Source organism: Paraliomyxa miuraensis (assembly GCF_026337845.1).
Taxonomy (GTDB): Bacteria; Myxococcota_A; Polyangia; order Nannocystales; family Nannocystaceae; genus Paraliomyxa; species Paraliomyxa miuraensis.
Genome location: NZ_JAOVZF010000155.1, coordinates 72,746 through 89,663 on the forward strand (window position 1 = coordinate 72,746; position 16,918 = coordinate 89,663).

Here is a 16,918-nt window from a genome sequence, read left to right on the forward strand (position 1 = left end):
TGAACGCACGATGAGGCGGCCGAGCTCCGATCGAGGCCTGGTGGGGTCTTCGTGCAGCGAGGGACGCCGCACGAGCGGGTGGCGAGCAAGACTCCCGACCGGCCGTGGCTCCATGCTATGAAGCCGCCCCCATGGCTCGCATCTTCGACGCCCTCAAGGCCTTCTTGCGCACCCACTTCGAGGAGGAGGGCCTCGAGGCAGACGACGAGGACATGATCTCGTTTCGCCTCGAGGACGAGGACGGCCACGAGTGGGGCTGCCTGGCCGTGGCCGAGGAGCAGGCCGAGCAGGTGATGTTCTATTCGGTCGTGCTGGAGACGGTGGTGGCCGAGCGTCGCAACGAGGTGATGCGGTTCGTGACCATGGCCAACTACGGCATGCAGGTCGGCAACTTCGAACTCGACCTCGAGGACGGCGAGGTGCGCCTCAAGACCTCCATCGACGTCGAGGGGGTGCCCCTCGACGATCGCCTGCTGCACAACCTCGTGGAGCTCAACCTCATGATGATGGGGCTCTACTTCGAGGGCTTGATCGCGGTGATGCACGGTGAGGCGACGGCCGAGGAGGCGATCGCCCAGGTCGAGGACGACTGATGCCCGGCTCGGCGACGGACGGGATCCGCGGCCGGCATCATGGCCGACGCCGGACCCGCGCTACGGCCGGTCGGTCGGGGCCCTCGGTGGCGGCGCAGTGCGGTAGGGGTCGAACCGCTGCCGGCTTGCGCGGGTGGCGTTGAGCCCTGCGAGCTCGGCGGCGCCGTAGGCATCGCCGCTGCCCGCGGGGAGCCGGGCCCGGATGAACGCCTCGATTGCCTCTCGCGCTCGCTGGCCTGCGTGGGCCCGCAGCGCGTCCGGAGCCGCGGCGGCGCCGTCGATCCGCAGCACGGCCGCGGTGGTATTACCACTACGGTCTTCCTCGCTCTCGTCCCAGCGCGAGAACAGGAGCTTGCGACGCTCGCTCGCCGGCTTGCTGGTGTCCGACCACAGGGCGGCCAGCTCGCTCTCGAGCGCGGCGAGCCCTTGCTCGGTGGTCTCCGCCGCCTCGGCGATGGCGACCATCATGCGATGCGACTCGACGAGCCCCTTGGACTCGAGCGCGGCCTTGGGTCGGCGCTCGTTGCCGCGACGGGTGAGCCAGTCGGACAGGCCGGCGATCGGTACGCTGACGTATGGATGCGGCTTGGCCCACTCCTTGGTCCCCGACAGCGGCTCCATCGTGTCCACGAACCTCGCCTGCGGATCGATGATCCGGGCGCGAAGCTCACCGTTGCGGTCGTGGATCTCCACGGTGCCGTCCTCGAGCACGATCACCTTGGCGCTGCCCAGAGCAGCATCGGCCACGGGATCCCGGGCGGTCTTGCCCTTGGCGTCCTCGTCGCTCGTCTGGCGTCCGCCGGGGGGATCGCAGGCCATCGCCAGGATCGCAGTGAGCAGCCAGGCTGCCCACGAGGACCGACTTGGATGACGAGGCATGCAGGCACACCATGCCCCGCCGAGGGCTCCGAACCCAGCGCATGATTTGCAGTACACGCATCACGAGCCGGCCGGCTCGGGCTAGCTCCCGCCCACCACCGCGCGCAGCAGCTTGCCGTCCTCGGAGGCCGTGAACCGCCGGGCCTCGAGCCACGTGGTGACCTCGGTGTGCAGCGGATGGGTCTCGCGGACCAAGTTGTAGATGTAGTTGAGGCCGCGCTCGCGAGCCTCGGCCTCGAGGCGCTCGAGGATGAAGGTGCCGATGCCGTGTCGGCGCGCGTCGGGATCCACCGCCAAGAGGATCTCCGCGTCGCCCCAGGTGGTGTCCATCCACCCGTAGCCCACGGTCTTGCCGTCTTCCTCGGCACGCCACCAGTCGTTGGGCAGCATCGTGTCGAGCTCTCGATTGGTGAGCGAAGGCTCGAAGATGCCCGCGCCCGCACCACCTACGATGCGGGCCTTGTCGGCATCCCAGTACGGCGGTGACTCATGGATCCACTTCAGTCCCATGCGAATCTCCCGCATGCACGCTCGCCCAGCCGAGACAAAAGGTCAACGACGAAGCGGCCGGTGCTCCAACGACGCTCAGGTGTTCCTGCTGCGCTCGTAGAGGGTGTGCAGGCCCATTCCGGCCGACATTGCGGCCCCGAAGAGCAGCGCGGGGACCGTCAGCGAGGCGAGCGAGACGAGCGCAGGCCCGGGGCAATAGCCGGCCAGGCCCCAGCCGATTCCGAACATCGCGGCGCCGAGCAGCAGGCGCGCGTCGAGATCTTCGCGGGTCGGAAGCTGCAGCGTGGGGGCGAGCACGGCTCGCCCTCGGTGCTTCATCAGCCGCAGGATGGGCATGTACACCAAGATCGCACCGCCCATCACGAACGCGAGGCTGGGGTCCCAGTCTCCGGTGACGTCGAGGAAGGCGATGACCTTCTGCGGCTGGGTCATGCCCGCGATGCCCAGTCCCACCGCGAACAGCAGGCCGGACACCAGGGCGACGAGGACTTGCTTGGACACGTCGATCTCTCCGGCGCTCAGGGTCGAGGGACTAGCCGAGGTGTCGAGCGACGAGCACGGTGGCCATGCCCGTGCCCATGAAGGTGAGGGTGGCGACGAGCGAGCGCGCCGAGATGCGCGAGAGCCCGCAGATGCCGTGGCCGCTGGTGCAGCCCGCACCGAGCCGCGAACCGAAGCCAACCAGCAGCCCCGCGGCGATGACGACGGGCAGCGAGACCGGAGTGGCTCCGATGGCCGCGGGCAGCATCGCGCCCAGCAGCGCCCCGCCGAGCAGCAAGCCCGCCAAGAAGGCGGCTCGCCACGCTCGCTCGGCGTTCGACGAGGGCGCGAGCAGGTCGCCCACGATGCCCGAGATGCCGGCAATGCGACCACTGAAGGCCAGCAGGAGCGCGCTGGCGCCTCCGATGAGCAAGCCGCCGAGGGCGGAGGCGACGGGAGTGAAGTCGGTCATTGGGGTCCTGCCGTCGCACGGTAGAGCAGGATGCGTGCCAGGCCGAATTCCCCTCGTTTCGGGGGCGCCCGCGCTCCGTTGGGGCGAGCCTTCGTTGCACTGTTGCAGGGCGTGAAACGGGCGGGAGAACGCGAGGGGTGGTCAGCGACTGCGAAACGTCGAGCGCATCACGAGGCTGCGCTCGCCCTCGGTCTCGCCCACGCGGAACGAGTCGGTGCGCGACAGCTCGAGGCTCACGGGGAGCCCGTGGTCGAGGTCGAACAACAGGGTGCCCTCCGCACGCGTCTCGAGGCGGGCGTCGAGCTCGGTGCCCTCCTCGGGCTCGGCCACCGACGCGAGCAGGATCGCCACCTCGGCGACGCGGGCGGCTCCCGAGTCGTCGATGCGCCGTATCGTGAAGCGGTGGACGGTGGTGGTGGGCAGCACCCAGTCGGTGCCGGCGATGGCGGTCTCCGATTCCTCCGCGTGCTCCACCGGCTCGCCGAGCGGCAGCCCCTTGGTGGTGAGGCGCGGCAGCCGGAGCTGCTCGGCGAGCACCGTCATCAGCAGCACGCCCGAGGGCGGCGCGCCGTCCAGGGCTGCGTCGCGAGCGGCGTTGCTCGCATCGGCGTCGGTCGCGGCGAGATCCGGTATGCCCTGGGCATCACTCACGGTCGTACCGCGGCCGTGGTCGAGCAGCAGCGTGCGCGCGCGCTCGAGCTCGTCTGGCTCCACGGTACCGCTCAGCTCGAGAGCGTCGATCCGCTCGAGCGACCACCGGGTGCGCAGGTCATCGCCGTCGGCCACGGGCTCGAGCACGGCCTCGAGCGTGAGTGTGGCTTGCACGTACTGGCCCACGCGGGTGTCGGTGAGCTCGAGCTCCAGAGCCTGCACGAGGGGCACGGCGGCGTAGCGCAGCTCCAGGACGTGCGATGCGGCCTCGTGTGCGGGGGGCTCGGCCGGGGGCTCGTTGCGCGGGCACCCGCCGGTGGCCAGGGCCGCGAGGACGAGCACGAGGCGCGAGGAGGGCAAACGACGCGCAACCACGACGTCCACGCTACCCGCGCGCCGTCGGCGCTGGCAAGCGTCGTGGCCCGGTGCTAAGACGCGCGCACCATGGCCCTGGCGGATCTGCTCGGCATCCTCTTTGGTCCGCGGCTTCGACTCCCCCGCGACCACATCACGCGGCCGTCGCGGCGCGCGAACAAGGCGGCCAAGGCCTCCATCGATGCCATGCAGGCCGCGCTCGACAAGATCTCCGCGCTGCCCGGCATCGCCGACATCAAGCAGACCAAGCGGCTGCCCCGGGGCTTCTCCGAAGCGGTGCAGGAGCTCCGCACGGCGTACGACGAGTACTTCGAAACGGTTCGCAAGTTCCTCCCCGGCGGGTTGGAGGCCAAGCGCCCCGGCGAGCCCGGTGGGTGTGGTGCCTGCTACGCGGCGGTCATGCCCGTCATGGCGTGGGAGGCCATCGATCTCTATCGCGAGGTGAGACCATGGCGCGACTTTCCCAAGCTTGCACAGCGCCTGGCCGCGCAGGGCGAGCAGCAGATCAAGGACATCCAGGCCCTGCATACCGGCAAGGACCCCGAGCGCATGCGCATGGCCGGCAAGGCGGTGCAGCAGGGGCGGGTCGACTACGCCAAGCGCATGCAGGCGTGTCCGTTCCTGGACGAGGCCAAGCAGCGCTGCCGGGTCTGGGACAAGCGCCCCGTGGCCTGTCGAATGCACTTGCCCGTGGTCGACGAGGCCACCACGCGTCCCGACCATGCGGGCTGGCCCAAGGCGGTCAAGGCCCACAACGTGCGGATGCCGGTGCGACAGCAGGTGACGATCCGGCAGCTCGAGAAGCGCTTGGCCCTCGAGCTCAACCCGTTCATGGCGGCGTCGCTCTTGCAGCTGGCCCAGCTGCTCGAGGGGCAGGCCATGCCCGAGGTCGGCGAGGCTCCGCAGCGCATGCAGCAAGACGGCCAGGTGACGCAGCGGGCCAACCGCAACGTCAAGCACGCCAAGAAATTCCAGAAGGGCAAGAGTCAAAAGGGCAAGGGACCCAAGGGCCGCAAGAAGTAGCCGCAACGGCTCGAGGTCGTGGCCGGCCGTGGCGTGCGTGGCTCGTGCGCCTGTGGCGGGCCGGGCGGGCTGCCGTGCTCGGCTGTGTGGTTGCGGTCTTCGGATGTGGCGGCGGCGTGGACGAGCGCGGTGACGCGGCCTCGCCGGTCGAGGTGGTGGCCGAGCCGGTCGTGGCCGAGCCGGCAGTGGCTGCACCCGAGACGGTGGTGGCCGACGCGGAGGGGACGGCCGGGGCTCCCGAGCCATCGGAGGACGAGGACGACGTGCTCTCGCACGCGGGGCCCGTGGTCCTCGATGCGACCAATCGCTGCGAGCGCTTTCGCCTCAACCTCGAAGGTGGTCGCCCACGCTACCAGCGGATCCGTCGGCGGTGGACGGAGCAGGATCGACGGCGCTTTGCCTCGTTGGTGAGCTTGGTGGCCACCGAGATGGGTGCCGAGCCGCGTCTGTTTCGGGCGTGGGCGATGCGCGAGTCGAGCTACCGACCTCATGCGCTCCACGTGCTCGATCCCGACATCGAGGCCGCAACCGCGGCGTATCGAAGGCTGCGCTACTCGGCGACCGAGGAGGCGGAGCTGCTCGAGGTGCTGGCCTCGGTGAGCGCTCGCGATCCTGCCTACTGGGAGGCCAAGGCTCGCCTGCGCCGGGTTCGGACCTTTCGCGACAACGACTACCTCGACGCCATGATCCCGCTCGAGGTGCTGGCGCCCGACGGGACCGCATCGTGGGGCAGCGAGCATGCGTGGGCGTTTGGCTACGGGGCGTTCGGCTTCAACCCTGCGTACTACGTGCCAGTGTGGGATGCCCGCGCGCCGCCGTGGGTGTTCTGCCAGGACGATGGGCTGGTGGCGATCATCACCGCGGTGTGGGTGGCGCGCGCGGCCAAGCGCGAGTGCGAGGGGCAGGGGCTGCCGGGTACCTATGCGGTGGTCGATCGCCGCTTCAGCCGAGGGCACTGCGCCCTGGCGAGTCCCGGGGCTCGCTTTCGACAGCGGGCGCAGCGGCTCGGCCTCGACCCCGACGCGCCCGCGCGCCTGGGCACGCGGTGGATGCGGGCGCAGACCGATCGGGCCGAGATCCACGGCTTCATGCGTCGGCGTGCGGTGGAGGAAGGCTTGCTTCCACCACGGGCGCCGGGGGCCTGAAGGGTCAGCGCAGCAGCGACGCTCCCACGAGCAGCAGCAGGGCGTACACCGCTCGTCGAAACCCGGCCTCGGGGAGCCGGCGGGCGAGCCAGCGACCCAGGGGGACCGACACTGCGATCGCCAGCAGCAACCCGAGCACCGATGAACCATGCTCGGCGCGCAGGCGCCCTTGGCTCACGAAGGCGACGACCATGATCGCGTTGGTCCCCAGGAAGATCGTCATCAGAGTGGTTCGAAACGCGTCGCGCTGCAGGCGTAGGCAGTGCGCGGCGTAGGCCAGCGGCGGTCCTCCGGTCGCGAACACCCCGTGCATCACGCCCGCAGCGAGCGCGGCCACGATGGCCAGTGCCACGCGGGGAGGGTCGTCCTCCCTGGACGAGCGCGGCCACAGGTTCTGGAGTGCGAGCACGATCACCAACCCGCCGTAGGCGCGGCGCAGCAGCTCGTCTCGTCCGGCGAGCACGGTGGCGAGCCACAGGCCCGCCGTCATGCCGACCAGCATCGCGGGCACGAGCGTTCGCAGCAGTGGCCGCCAGGCCACGTGCTCGCGCTCGGTCAGCAGCACCGCGAGCGATTGACCGATCGACAGGGGGGCGATGAGCACCACGACCTCGTCGATGGGCATCCACAGGGCGGCCAGCGACAGCGAGATCAGCCCGCCGCCGAAGCCGAGCGCGGTCTGGACCGAGAACCCCAGCAAGACCGCGAGGAACAGCGGCGCGAGCGAAGCACAGAGCGCGAGCATCGTTGGTCGCCAGCCGGAGGTGCGCGCCGGGATGGTCCCGGGTTCAGGCGAACAGGTCGGCCTCGCCGTTGCTGCGCACCAGCAGGGTGGTGGGCAGCCGCGCCAGCATGGGCTCCATGGCCGCGAGGTACTCGGGGAAGCGCTCCATGTCCACGGTGGACAGGCCGAGCATCACGATGTCGGCGGCGGTGCCCGAGTGCTCGGGGATGAACTCGTGCGGGTGGGACTCTGCCACGAACACGTGGATCTCCGCGTCGATGCGGGCGTTGGTCAGCAGGTCGCGCAGGTGCTTGCGGCCCAGGGCCTCGGCGCTGGGATCGGCCACGGCCCGGAAGATGCGGAGCCGGGCCGTGCGCCACGTGCGGTCGAGGGTGATGAGATAGGCGAGCAGCGCCATGAGGCTGCCGTTGCGATCGCCTCGCCACCACAGGTCGATCACCCGCACCGGCTTGTCGAGCGCCATGTCGCCCGGCTTGAGCAGCACCAGGTTGAAGTCGAACGCGCGCAGGATCTCCTCGGTGACGAGCAGCCGCTGGCGCCCCGCGAGGTCGGTGGGTGGGGGGATCGAGGCGAGCACGGTGTTGGGGCGCACGCCCTCGATGGCGTAGCTCTGGAGGAACGTCGCGAGGCCCTCGTCGAAGCGTCCCACGGCGACCACCTCGGGGAAGCCCACGATGTCGAGCGAGTCGAGATGGCGGCGCAGCTCGTCGCGACGATCCTTGCGTGCGCGCAGGCGCCCCGTGAGCTCGGGCTCGCCGCTCTCGTGGATGTGGGCCACCGTGAACAGCCCGCGACGAGACTCGAGCCACGCGCCCATCTGGATCAGCCGGGGCTCGTTGATGGGGTCGGAGCCGACCGCCGCCAGGATCGGACGCCAGTTCTTGGGGTGGGACTTGGCGTTGCCCAGGTAGAGCAGGTTGTCGCGGGTGCGCTGGAAGATGTAGCCCTGCTTGGCATCGCCCCAGCTGGTCTGGATGTCGCGATTGCGCAGGTAGAAGTAGAGCAGCCCGGTGATCCCGAACGCGACCAGCGCGTAGGTCTCGTTGATCTTGATCATCGCCACCAGGCAGCCGATCGCACCCGCGAGCGCCAGGCTCCAGTGGAACGCGCGGAACCTCGGCCGGAAGCTGGGGTTGGCGCTCTTGCTCTCGACGAAGGCCGAGGTGTTGATCATGCCGTAGGCGATGAGGAAGAACATCGAGATCACCTCGGCCACCGCGTCGAGGTCGCCGGCCCAGATCACGGCGATTGCGATGACGAAGGTGAGCACGGTGGCTCGGCGGGGCTCGTTGGCCGGGCCCGAGCCCTGACCGAACAGCTCGAGCGGCTTCATCAGCCGGTCCTGGCCCATCGCCTGCAAGATCCGCGGGGCGCCGAGGAACGAGCCCAGCGCCGAGCTGAGGGTGGCGGCGAACACCCCCAGCACCACCAGCGGGCCCCACAGGCTCATGTGCTGCAGGGCGACGAAGGGGTCGCGGAGCAGGTCGGCGCGCGTCGAGCTGCCTGCGGTCAGCACGAGCTGGGCGGTGTAGACGACGCCGGTGAACGCGATCGCCACGATCGTGCCCCAGGGGATCGAGCGCCCGGGATCCTTGAGGTCGCCCGACATGTTGGCGCCGGCCGAGATCCCGGTGGCGGCGGGGAAGAAGATCGCGAACGCGGTCCAAAAGCCCACCTGCGGGGTGAAGGCGGTGCTCTGGTTGGCCTCGAACGTGGCGCGGTCGAACTCGATCATGCCGCCCACGAGGAACGAGAGCACCGAGAGCATCAGCAGGCCCAGCACGTAGTACTGGGCCCGCAGCGCCACGTCGGCCCCCTTGAAGGTGAGCACGAACAGGCCGGTGACCACGAGCGTGGAGATGATCTGCGGCACCTTGGCCGCGATCATGCCGGCGGCCACCGAGCTGCTGAGCTGGCCGATGAGGGCGAAGATCGCCTCGGTGAAGCCGATGGTATAGAACGCGACGCTGACCGCCTGGGCGATGAACAGCGTGATGCCGATGCTGCCCCCGAAGTCGGGGCCCAGCACGCGCGAGATCATGAAGTAGACCCCGCCCACCCGCACGTCGAGGTTGGTGGCGATGGCCGACAGCGACAGCGTGGTGAGGGTGGTGATCGCCTTGGACAGGGCGAGGATGAGCAGCGCCATCCATAGTCCCGACACGCCGACCACGTAGCCGGCCCGCATGAACATGATGACGCCGAGGATGGTGAGCACCACCGGCGTGAACACGCCCCCGAAGGTGCCGAAGCGGCCCTGTGTGGGGGCGGGCGTGACGGGCGGCTCGGGCTGCGGAGCCCGGGGTGCCGCGGGGGCGACCGCCCCGAAGGCGGGCGCGACGGGCGGGCCGCCGGGTTGGTGGCCGTGCGTGGGCACGACGGGCGCGGGCGCTGGCCACGACCCGCCCCCGTGCGGCAGCGGTGCGTGACCGGGTGGCCCCGCGGGGGTCTGAGGATCGCGGCTGCTCATGGCGAGCGGGTGGGTGGCCATGATAACCGGCGCTCGATCTCACGCAAACCACGGCCGAGGGCGCCCTCGCGGAACGGCAGGGGTGACGTATAACCCGCGGGTGTCTCGCCTTGGTCGCTCCTACAAGCAAGCCCCCGTCGACGAGCGTTACGACGCGATCGTGATCGGCTCGGGCCTCGGTGGCATGACCACCGCCTTGCTGCTGGCGCAGCGCGGCAAGCGGGTGGCCATGCTCGAGCGCCACTACGTGCTGGGCGGCTTCACGCACGTGTTCCGGCGCAAGGGCTACGAGTGGGACGTGGGCGTGCACTACGTGGGCGAGGTCCACCGGCCTCGCAGCATCCTGCGGCAGCTGTTCGACCACGTGACCGACGGGGAACTGCGCTGGGCCGAGATGGGCGAGGTCTACGACCGGATCGTCTTTGGTGACGAGGAGTACCCGCTGCGGGCCGGGGTGTCGGCGTTCAAGGAGGGCCTGCGCGAGAAGTTCCCCACCGCGGCCCATGCCAAGGCGATCGACGCGTACGTCGACCTGGTGTTCTCGGCCGTGGCGTCCTCGCGCAACTACTTCATCGAGAAGGCGATGGGCTCGCTGAGCTCGTGGGCCGCGGGCGGACTCTTGCGCCGCAAGTACCTTCGGCACACCCGCAAGACCACCTGGGAGGTGCTGCGCTCGCTGACCGATGATCTGCGGCTCATCGGCGTGCTCACCGGGCAGTACGGCGACTATGGCCTGCCGCCGCGCCAGAGCAGCTTTGGCATGCACGCCTCGCTGGTCAAGCACTACTTTGCCGGAGGGTGCTATCCGGTCGGGGGCTCGGCCCGCATTGCCCAGACCATCGTGCCACGCATCGAGGCGGCCGGGGGCGTGGCGTTCACCAATGCCGAGGTGGAGAGCCTGCTCGTCGAGGACGGCACGGCGGTGGGCGTGCGCATGGACGACGGCCGCGAGATCCGTGCGCCGCTGGTGATCAGCAACACGGGGGTGCCCAACACGTTCGGTCGACTGGTTCCGGGACCCGAGCGCGAGCGCCTGGGGCTCGGGGGGCTGACCCAGCGCGTCCAGCCGTCGGCGTCCCACGTGAGCCTGTACATCGGGCTCGATCGCACCGCGGAGCAGCTGCGGCTGCCCCGGGCCAACTACTGGATCTACCCCGACGAGTACGATCACGACCTGAGCATCGAGCGCTTCCTGGCCGACGAGAGCGCGCCGCTGCCGGTGGCGTACATCTCGTTTCCCTCGGCCAAGGATCCGGAGTTCGAGTCGCGACACCCGGGGCGGGCGACGATCGAGGTCGTGACCCTCGCGCCGTGGGAGCGCTTCGAACGCTGGGCCGATCGGCCGTGGAAGAAGCGCGGCTCGGAGTACGCGGAGTACAAGGAGCGCCTGACGCAGCGGCTGCTCGAGCCGCTGCTGCGGTTCGAGCCGCAGGTCCGCGAGCACATCGAGCTCACCGAGCTGTCGACGCCGCTGTCCACCCGGCACTTCACCGCCTACGGGCACGGCGAGATCTACGGGCTGTCGCACGACCCCGAGCGCTTCGAGCATCGCTTCCTGCGGCCGAGGACGCCGCTGCGCGGCCTCTACCTCACTGGTCAGGACATCGTGACCTGCGGAGTCGGAGGCGCGCTGCTCTCCGGCTTCCTCACGGCCTCGGCGATCACGGGGGAGAACCTGGTGATGAAGACGCTGGGGTGATCGGGAGTTGGATTCCGGACGGCTCGTTGCTCATGTCTGGGCGATGGCGGCGCGAGGGAAGGCCCTTGGGCCAGCAGATCATGGAGCGGGGAGCGGGAGGCATCGAAGACATCGTCATGCGACCGCTTGGAGGATCGTGAGTTGTCGAGGCGCGTACGAACGGCACGTTCGCCTTCATGCACACGTGGCAGTTGCGAACCCAGAGCATGATGAGCATCGCAGCCCTGCTGGCCGGTATGAGCGAGGTCGGATGTGGGGGAGAAAATCCAGATGAGCCGATCGACATCGGTGAGACCGACGGCTACGACTACGGCGAAGAGGGAGGTGGACCGCTGCCCTCGAGAAGCTGTCTCATGGACACGGTACCGAATCGCTTCGCGTACAAGCATCAGTGTGCGGGCGACATCGCGATCGAGATCGTCGTCGACGGGCCGTTCGATGGTGCTCCCGTATTCGATGGCCTCGTGCTCGAGTTCGGCCCGGGGGTGATGGGGGACAGCTACCAGAGTCCGCATGTGATGGCGTGCTGCCCGGAGTACGATGACTCGGTTCCCAGTTGCGGGCAGCCGCACGAGCGCTACTGCATGGCCGACCTGGCCGAGCAGGGGTGCAAGTCGATGGAGCCCAATCTTCGTGACTTTGCCGATGATGCCTTCGGAGGGGGGTCGATCGCCGATGCGGCAAGACGAGCTGCCGTGAACAAGATCGCGGACTATGTTCGGGGGCATCAAGACGAGTGCATCAGTGCATTCATCCAGGACACGGGCATCGGGTCGATCCTGCCGAGCTGCGACGACGACGACAACGGCATCGGCTACGACACGTTGCTCGAGTCTGGGTCGTGGTCATTCGATCCACCTGGCCTCGTCAACAACGTAGAGATCTCCGTCGTCGAGGCCAACTGGACCGGGGTGCATCCAACGGGCGAGCCCGACGAGTGCTTCTCGGCGGACGACAACGACGGGGTGCTCTTCCTCGAGATCGACCCCGACCCCGGCTCTGCGATCTCGTACCTCGTAGCGGGGAGCGCGGAACTCGAAGGACCGTCGCTCTACGACTCGATTGTGCGAGGAAGCGGAGAACTCGCCTCGGAGGTCAACGGATGCCAACCTGGTGCATGCTCGACTCTCGCCGTCCTCCTGGATGCGGCCGCGGGGACGGCGTCACTCGAGAACCTCGAGATCCATGCAGCGGGAGCGGCCGAGGTCGGCACCGAGGACCTCGTGGTCACCGTCGATGGCTTTGCGGTACGCCTTTGGGACAGCACGCCGGCCGTGGTCGACGAGGAAGGCATGTCGCTCGCGATCTCGCCAGGGGCGGCGTGGTTTGCAGTGAGTGCAACCAGCGGTGGGATTCCGGGCGTGGTGAACGCCACCAACGAGACGGCATTGGTGTTGATCAAGACCGCAGAAGGTTGGGCGAGCTCGGCATTCACGATCGGACACGAGGATGGCCTGGGGCACTGGACGCTGGTGGTGGCGTCGGCGCAGTGGCAATGAGCCGGTGGTGGCGCATGATGAGCGCAGAGAGGAATCGGATCGATGCAATCATCGCTCGTGTGGCGGAGCATGATCGTCCTACTCGGGGCCGCCGGCTGCGAGGCCGAGGAGTCGGGCCTCGAGATTCCTCCCATCATCTGGAGCGGCGCGCAGCTCGACTACGCGCCGCAGCCAGGGGCGTACGAGCTGTGCGAGGGGACGTTGCCGTACATGGATCGGTACGTCGGGCTGGTGGCCGATGCAATGGGAGGGGAGGTAGAGCGGCCGCTGATCTACGTGCATGGGTCCGAAGACGGTGACTCTCCGTGCGAGAGGGATGGGGTGGGCTGTGCCTTCCGTGACGGCGTATATGCGAAGGTGGCTCCGCAGGAGCACGAGATCGTGCACGGGGTTCGCGGCTGGTACGGGTTCTCGCAGCTGTTCTTCGAGGAGGGGACGGCCGAGATCCTTGGTGACGACGCCCGCTTCGAGATGCGGGAGACGTCGAACGGAGACCTGATGGAAGGCATCGAGGCGGCCAGCGATGAGACTGGGCTGCCGTTCCGTTGGTACCCGCGCGCGGGGCACTTCGTGGCGCACTTGCACGATCGATACGGGCTGGAGGTCACCCGGGCGCTGCTGCTGGAGACTGATGCGTCCTCTGGGGCGGAGCGGGCGATCGAGGTGATCGAGGACGTGACCGGCGTGGAGTGGGAGGATCTCGTGGATGAGTACGCGAAGGAACCGGAGTGCGATCAGGCGCGGTTTCGGTATCCGCTATATGGCTGCGAGGAGCCGACGGCACTGCGGGCTCGCTGTGAGGGGGACGAGGCGGTGTTCATCCGTGAGCGGATCGCATGTGACGAGCCGGGAACGGTCGGGCCGCGGAATGGGGAGATCTGGAAGACGATCGCGGTGGATGTGCCCGAGGATGGGGAGTACACGTTCTTCTCGTGGGTGGAGGAAGGGGCCGCAGGGTCTCGGCTGGTGGTGGAGGAGTGCGCGTTGGGGTGCGACAAGATCATGGCCGAGATGTCACTGGGGTTCGACATCCCGATCCCGGTGGTGTTCTTGAGGAAGGGGAGGTATGCGCTCAGGTTGACCCGGCCGGAGGGGGCGGGTACGGATGCGTCGGTGAGGATCTCGGGAGGGGGGTGCGGGTGAGGGGGTGCGGCGTCAGCCGAGCCACGCGAACGCAGCCACGGCCACGGCGGCGAGCACCACCGCTGCCACCACCACCACCCACCGCATCCTGGCCTCGGTCACGAGCGAGATCCTGATGAGGAGGTCCCCGGGCGCCCCTCCGCTCGGATGCTCGCCGCCCTGCCGACGCAAGCGCAGCACGGAGCCGTCGCTCAGCCGCGGCGACAGGTGCAGGGTCACCTCGCCCGGCGGGTCTCCGACCTCGCGGTGCCGCGGCACGCTCGACTCGCCATGGGGCACGCGCTCGGGCACCGACACCACCAGGGGGCGATCGGACTCGAGATCGGAGCGACGCACGGCGATCTCGATCCGAAGATCGGGTCCCTTGGCTCCGACCTTCGGAGCTTCATCGTCGAAGATGCTGCCGAGCTCGCTCACGTGGGTGCAACGGAGCGTAGCACCGCTCGGCGGCCGGGCCCGCGTGGTCGATCACCCGGGCTTCTTCATCGGCACCGCCGCGCTCGCGTCGCTGGGCTTGCCGAGCTTTTGCATGCAGGTCGCGATGAGGTCGTTGAGGTGCTCGCCGTAGCCCATGGGTGCGTTGTCGAACGCGTTCTTGAGGCCCAGGGCCACCTCGAAGCTCGAGCACATCTTGATGAGGTTGGCCTTCTGCATGGGAGCGTTCTTCTCCACCCCCTCGAGCTTGGCGGGCTCCTCGGCGTACTGGCGGCGCAGGAACTCGAGCTGGGCCTCGGCCGCGGCATCGCAGGCGGCGTCGAGCTTCTTGGGCTTCTTGGCGTCCTCCGGCACCACGCACAGCTCGGCCATCTTGACCTTGCGCTCCTCTTCTTCCTTGACCTTGGCGGCTTCCTTGGCCTCCCGCTCGAGGCGGCGTGCCTCGATCCGCTTGGCGGCCTCTTCGTCCTCGGTGGCCTTCTTGGCCTCATCGGGGTTGGGCTCGGTCTTCTTCTTGCCCGAGTCGCAGGCGGTGACCAAAAGGAGGGCGAGCAACGACGACGAGAGGGTGCGCATGTCGGGGATCCTAACAAGCCGTCGACGCGCCTAGTCAAGCAGCGCTTGCAGCTGGGCCATCGCGTCCATCATGGCGCGGCGAGCCGCCGGCACGGCGCCGGTCATCTGAGCGAATCCGTGGACCAGGCCCTCGTGGCAGCGATGGCGCACGGGGACCCCGGCGGCGGCCAGCGCCTCCGCGTAGGCCTGGCCTTCGTCGCGCAGGGGGTCGAAGCCCGCCGTCACCACCACCGCGGGCGGAAGCCCGGTCAGATTGGGGTGGTGGAGCGGCGAGGCGCGCGGATCGTGGCGATCGGCCTCGCCGAGGTAGAGGTCCGAGAACCACTGCATCATGGGCTCGGTGAGCAGCAATCCCTCGCCGAACAGGCTCTGCGAGGGCCGGTGGGTCGCGCGGTCGGTCGCGGGATAGATCAGCCACTGCGCCCGGGGCATGGGGCCAGCCTCGTCGCGCGCGCGCTGGCACACCACCGCCGCCAGGCAGCCGCCCATGCTGTCGCCGCCCACGGCGACCCTCGTGGGATCGCCCTCGAGCCGGTCGATGCGGTCGAGCAGCCCGCGATACGCCGCCCAGGCGTCCTCGGGTGCCGCGGGGAACGGATGCTCGGGCCCCAGGCGGTACTCGACCGAGACCACCAGTGCACGGAGCTGCCGGGCGATCAGGCGGCAGAGGCCGTCGTGGGTCTCGATGCTGCCCACCACCCCGCCACCGCCGTGGTAGTAGACGAGCACGGGAAGGCGGCCGTGCGACGGCGATGGATGCCGAGGTGGATGCCGAGGATGGTAGATGCGGATCGGAATCGGGCCCTCGGGTCCTTCGAGCGCCTGGTCCTCGATGTGCGGGAGCGGGAGCGGTGGGTCCTCGAACACGAGAGGAAAGCGGGTGTACTCGCGGCGCGCCCGAGCGACCGGTAGCTGCTCGAGGGGCGGTCGTCCCGAGCGGGACACGAGCAGCAACGCATGCTGAGTGCGCGGCTCGAGGCGCTGGCCCGCAATGGACATGGGCCGACGCGCGGTGAGGTGCTCCACCACCAGATCGGGAGCACGGGCCAGGCGATGTCCGAGCCAGACCTGAGTACGTTCGGCAAGGTCGCTCACGAAGCTGCTCACGCGGTGAGGAGGGTACCGTCGTGTGCTCACCCAACGCGTGCGGGAGATCCTCTGTCTGCTTTGTCACATCAGAACACTGTTCAAAACCGGAATAATGCCACTGACGAGCACGATGAGCATGATCGCGGGCCCACGAGCACGTCAAACCTCGCAAAACCAAGCTCGATCGTGAGCAGAGACGGTCGTTGTCGAGCGCTGCATTGGCAGGAGGGTGCAACCGACGTCGGCGGCGTTCGTCACCGAACCGACGATTTGGTGCTACAAGCCCTGCTCCGGGCCGCGGCGCGGTGCTCTTCTCTTCGATCCCTTGTCTTGCACCGAACGAGCGCCCTCGGCCCCTGCTTTGATCCTCAGGAGATTTCAGACCATGCGAAAGATTTCCAGCCTTGCCCTCGCGTTTGCCTTCGTCATGCCCCTCGCCGGCTGCCCTGCTGGTGATGACTCGGGGACCGAGACCATGGCCGACACCGGCCCGACCCCGACCACGGCGGACACCGAGACGCCGGCCACCGACACCGGCATGACCACCACCGCCGACACCGGCATGACCACCACTGCCGACACCGGCATGACCACCACCGCCGGTGGCTCGGGCTTCTGCGCCCTCGCCTGCGAGGCGCCGGCCGACTGCGCCATGGGCGGCAATGAGGCCGACTGGGCGTGCAACGAAGGCTTCTGCGAGTACATCGGTGAGCCTCCGCCCTGCGACGACACCACCTGCCCCGCGGCGGCTGGGTTTGCCTGCGCCGACGTGGGCGGCGTCAACATCTGCACGATCCCGTGCCCCAACGGCAACGAGTGCGACGTGCTGATGCTCGAGTGCACCGGTGAGGACGACGCCGGCAACGCGATCTGCGTGTCGCCCGAGCCCGAGCCCTGTGGTGGGGCGGCCGAGGGTGAGCCCTGCGACTTCGGCGGTGCCGATCAGTACGGCGTGTGCATGGATGGCGAGTGCACGTGCGCCGATGACACGGAGTGCACCGCGGCTGGCTACGCCTGCAACGGCTAGTCCCGGCGACTGGAGTGGGACGGCGAGCACCCGATGGGGTGCTCGCCGTTTCCTCTTTCGAAGCCCGGATCGCGGCTCGTGCCGGCCGCTGGGCGCGAGGCTTGCTC

At 69.0% G+C, this 16,918-nt stretch carries 17 protein-coding genes; 7 read left to right on the forward strand and 10 right to left on the reverse strand.

The annotated features are described in order from the left end of the window. Window positions 1–131: 131 nt before the first annotated feature. Window positions 132–593 carry a YbjN domain-containing protein gene (locus OEB96_RS24120; protein ID WP_266219064.1) on the forward strand — a complete coding sequence of 154 codons (462 nt, stop codon included), beginning with the start codon at window positions 132–134 and terminating at the stop codon, window positions 591–593. Between the two features lie 60 nt (window positions 594–653). On the opposite strand, the gene OEB96_RS24125 is transcribed toward OEB96_RS24120, so the two are convergent. The 5 genes from OEB96_RS24125 to OEB96_RS24145 all read right to left on the reverse strand — a co-directional run bounded on the left by OEB96_RS24125 (window position 654) and on the right by OEB96_RS24145 (window position 3,960). Further along, window positions 654–1,472, reverse strand: coding sequence for a hypothetical protein (locus OEB96_RS24125; RefSeq protein WP_266219065.1), 819 nt, complete (start codon window positions 1,470–1,472; stop codon window positions 654–656). 81 nt (window positions 1,473–1,553) lie between these two features. Then, window positions 1,554–1,982: a GNAT family N-acetyltransferase gene (locus OEB96_RS24130; protein ID WP_266219066.1), complete on the reverse strand. Its 429-nt coding sequence runs from the start codon at window positions 1,980–1,982 to the stop codon at window positions 1,554–1,556. 75 nt (window positions 1,983–2,057) lie between these two features. Next, a complete protein-coding gene (locus OEB96_RS24135; RefSeq protein ID WP_266219067.1) occupies window positions 2,058–2,483 on the reverse strand; it encodes a DUF6691 family protein in 426 nt (141 codons plus the stop codon). Between the two features lie 31 nt (window positions 2,484–2,514). Further along, window positions 2,515–2,934, reverse strand: a complete 420-nt coding sequence (locus OEB96_RS24140) for a YeeE/YedE family protein (protein ID WP_266219068.1) — start codon at window positions 2,932–2,934, stop codon at window positions 2,515–2,517. A gap of 141 nt (window positions 2,935–3,075) precedes the next feature. Beyond that, a complete protein-coding gene (locus tag OEB96_RS24145; RefSeq protein WP_266219069.1) occupies window positions 3,076–3,960 on the reverse strand; it encodes a hypothetical protein in 885 nt (294 codons plus the stop codon). Window positions 3,961–4,029: 69 nt separating this feature from the next. On the opposite strand from OEB96_RS24145, the gene OEB96_RS24150 reads away from it, so the two are divergent. Next, window positions 4,030–4,983 carry a YkgJ family cysteine cluster protein gene (locus tag OEB96_RS24150; RefSeq protein WP_266219070.1) on the forward strand — a complete coding sequence of 318 codons (954 nt, stop codon included), beginning with the start codon at window positions 4,030–4,032 and terminating at the stop codon, window positions 4,981–4,983. Between the two features lie 44 nt (window positions 4,984–5,027). After that, on the forward strand, window positions 5,028–6,128 hold the full coding sequence (locus tag OEB96_RS24155) for a hypothetical protein (RefSeq protein ID WP_266219071.1): 1,101 nt from the start codon (window positions 5,028–5,030) through the stop codon (window positions 6,126–6,128). Window positions 6,129–6,132: 4 nt separating this feature from the next. Here OEB96_RS24155 and OEB96_RS24160 read toward each other — a convergent pair whose 3' ends face one another. Continuing rightward, window positions 6,133–6,873, reverse strand: coding sequence for a sulfite exporter TauE/SafE family protein (locus OEB96_RS24160; RefSeq protein ID WP_266219072.1), 741 nt, complete (start codon window positions 6,871–6,873; stop codon window positions 6,133–6,135). Between the two features lie 43 nt (window positions 6,874–6,916). Further along, the gene (locus OEB96_RS24165) at window positions 6,917–9,364 is read right to left on the reverse strand and encodes an APC family permease (RefSeq protein WP_266219073.1); all 2,448 of its coding nucleotides are present in this window, start codon (window positions 9,362–9,364) and stop codon (window positions 6,917–6,919) included. A 79-nt stretch (window positions 9,365–9,443) separates the two neighbouring features. Between OEB96_RS24165 and OEB96_RS24170 the strand changes: the two genes are divergently transcribed. From OEB96_RS24170 to OEB96_RS24180, 3 genes are all read left to right on the forward strand, one after another. After that, window positions 9,444–11,042 (forward strand): phytoene desaturase family protein, encoded by a 1,599-nt coding sequence (locus OEB96_RS24170; protein ID WP_266219074.1) that lies wholly within the window; start codon window positions 9,444–9,446, stop codon window positions 11,040–11,042. Window positions 11,043–11,218: 176 nt separating this feature from the next. Beyond that, window positions 11,219–12,541 carry a hypothetical protein gene (locus OEB96_RS24175; protein WP_266219075.1) on the forward strand — a complete coding sequence of 441 codons (1,323 nt, stop codon included), beginning with the start codon at window positions 11,219–11,221 and terminating at the stop codon, window positions 12,539–12,541. Window positions 12,542–12,583: 42 nt separating this feature from the next. Beyond that, on the forward strand, window positions 12,584–13,684 hold the full coding sequence (locus OEB96_RS24180; RefSeq protein ID WP_266219076.1) for a hypothetical protein: 1,101 nt from the start codon (window positions 12,584–12,586) through the stop codon (window positions 13,682–13,684). 12 nt (window positions 13,685–13,696) lie between these two features. On the opposite strand, the gene OEB96_RS24185 is transcribed toward OEB96_RS24180, so the two are convergent. The 3 genes from OEB96_RS24185 to OEB96_RS24195 are packed head-to-tail and all read right to left on the reverse strand — an operon-like array spanning window position 13,697 to window position 15,802. Then, complete coding sequence (locus OEB96_RS24185; protein WP_266219077.1) at window positions 13,697–14,101, reverse strand: hypothetical protein; 405 nt, start codon at window positions 14,099–14,101, stop codon at window positions 13,697–13,699. A gap of 51 nt (window positions 14,102–14,152) precedes the next feature. Next, entirely contained in the window at window positions 14,153–14,695 is a 543-nt protein-coding gene (locus OEB96_RS24190) for a hypothetical protein (protein ID WP_266219078.1), read from the reverse strand. A gap of 30 nt (window positions 14,696–14,725) precedes the next feature. Beyond that, the gene (locus tag OEB96_RS24195) at window positions 14,726–15,802 is read right to left on the reverse strand and encodes an alpha/beta hydrolase (protein WP_266219079.1); all 1,077 of its coding nucleotides are present in this window, start codon (window positions 15,800–15,802) and stop codon (window positions 14,726–14,728) included. Between the two features lie 367 nt (window positions 15,803–16,169). On the opposite strand from OEB96_RS24195, the gene OEB96_RS24200 reads away from it, so the two are divergent. After that, window positions 16,170–16,811, forward strand: a complete 642-nt coding sequence (locus tag OEB96_RS24200; RefSeq protein WP_266219080.1) for a hypothetical protein — start codon at window positions 16,170–16,172, stop codon at window positions 16,809–16,811. Window positions 16,812–16,918: the final 107 nt, after the last annotated feature.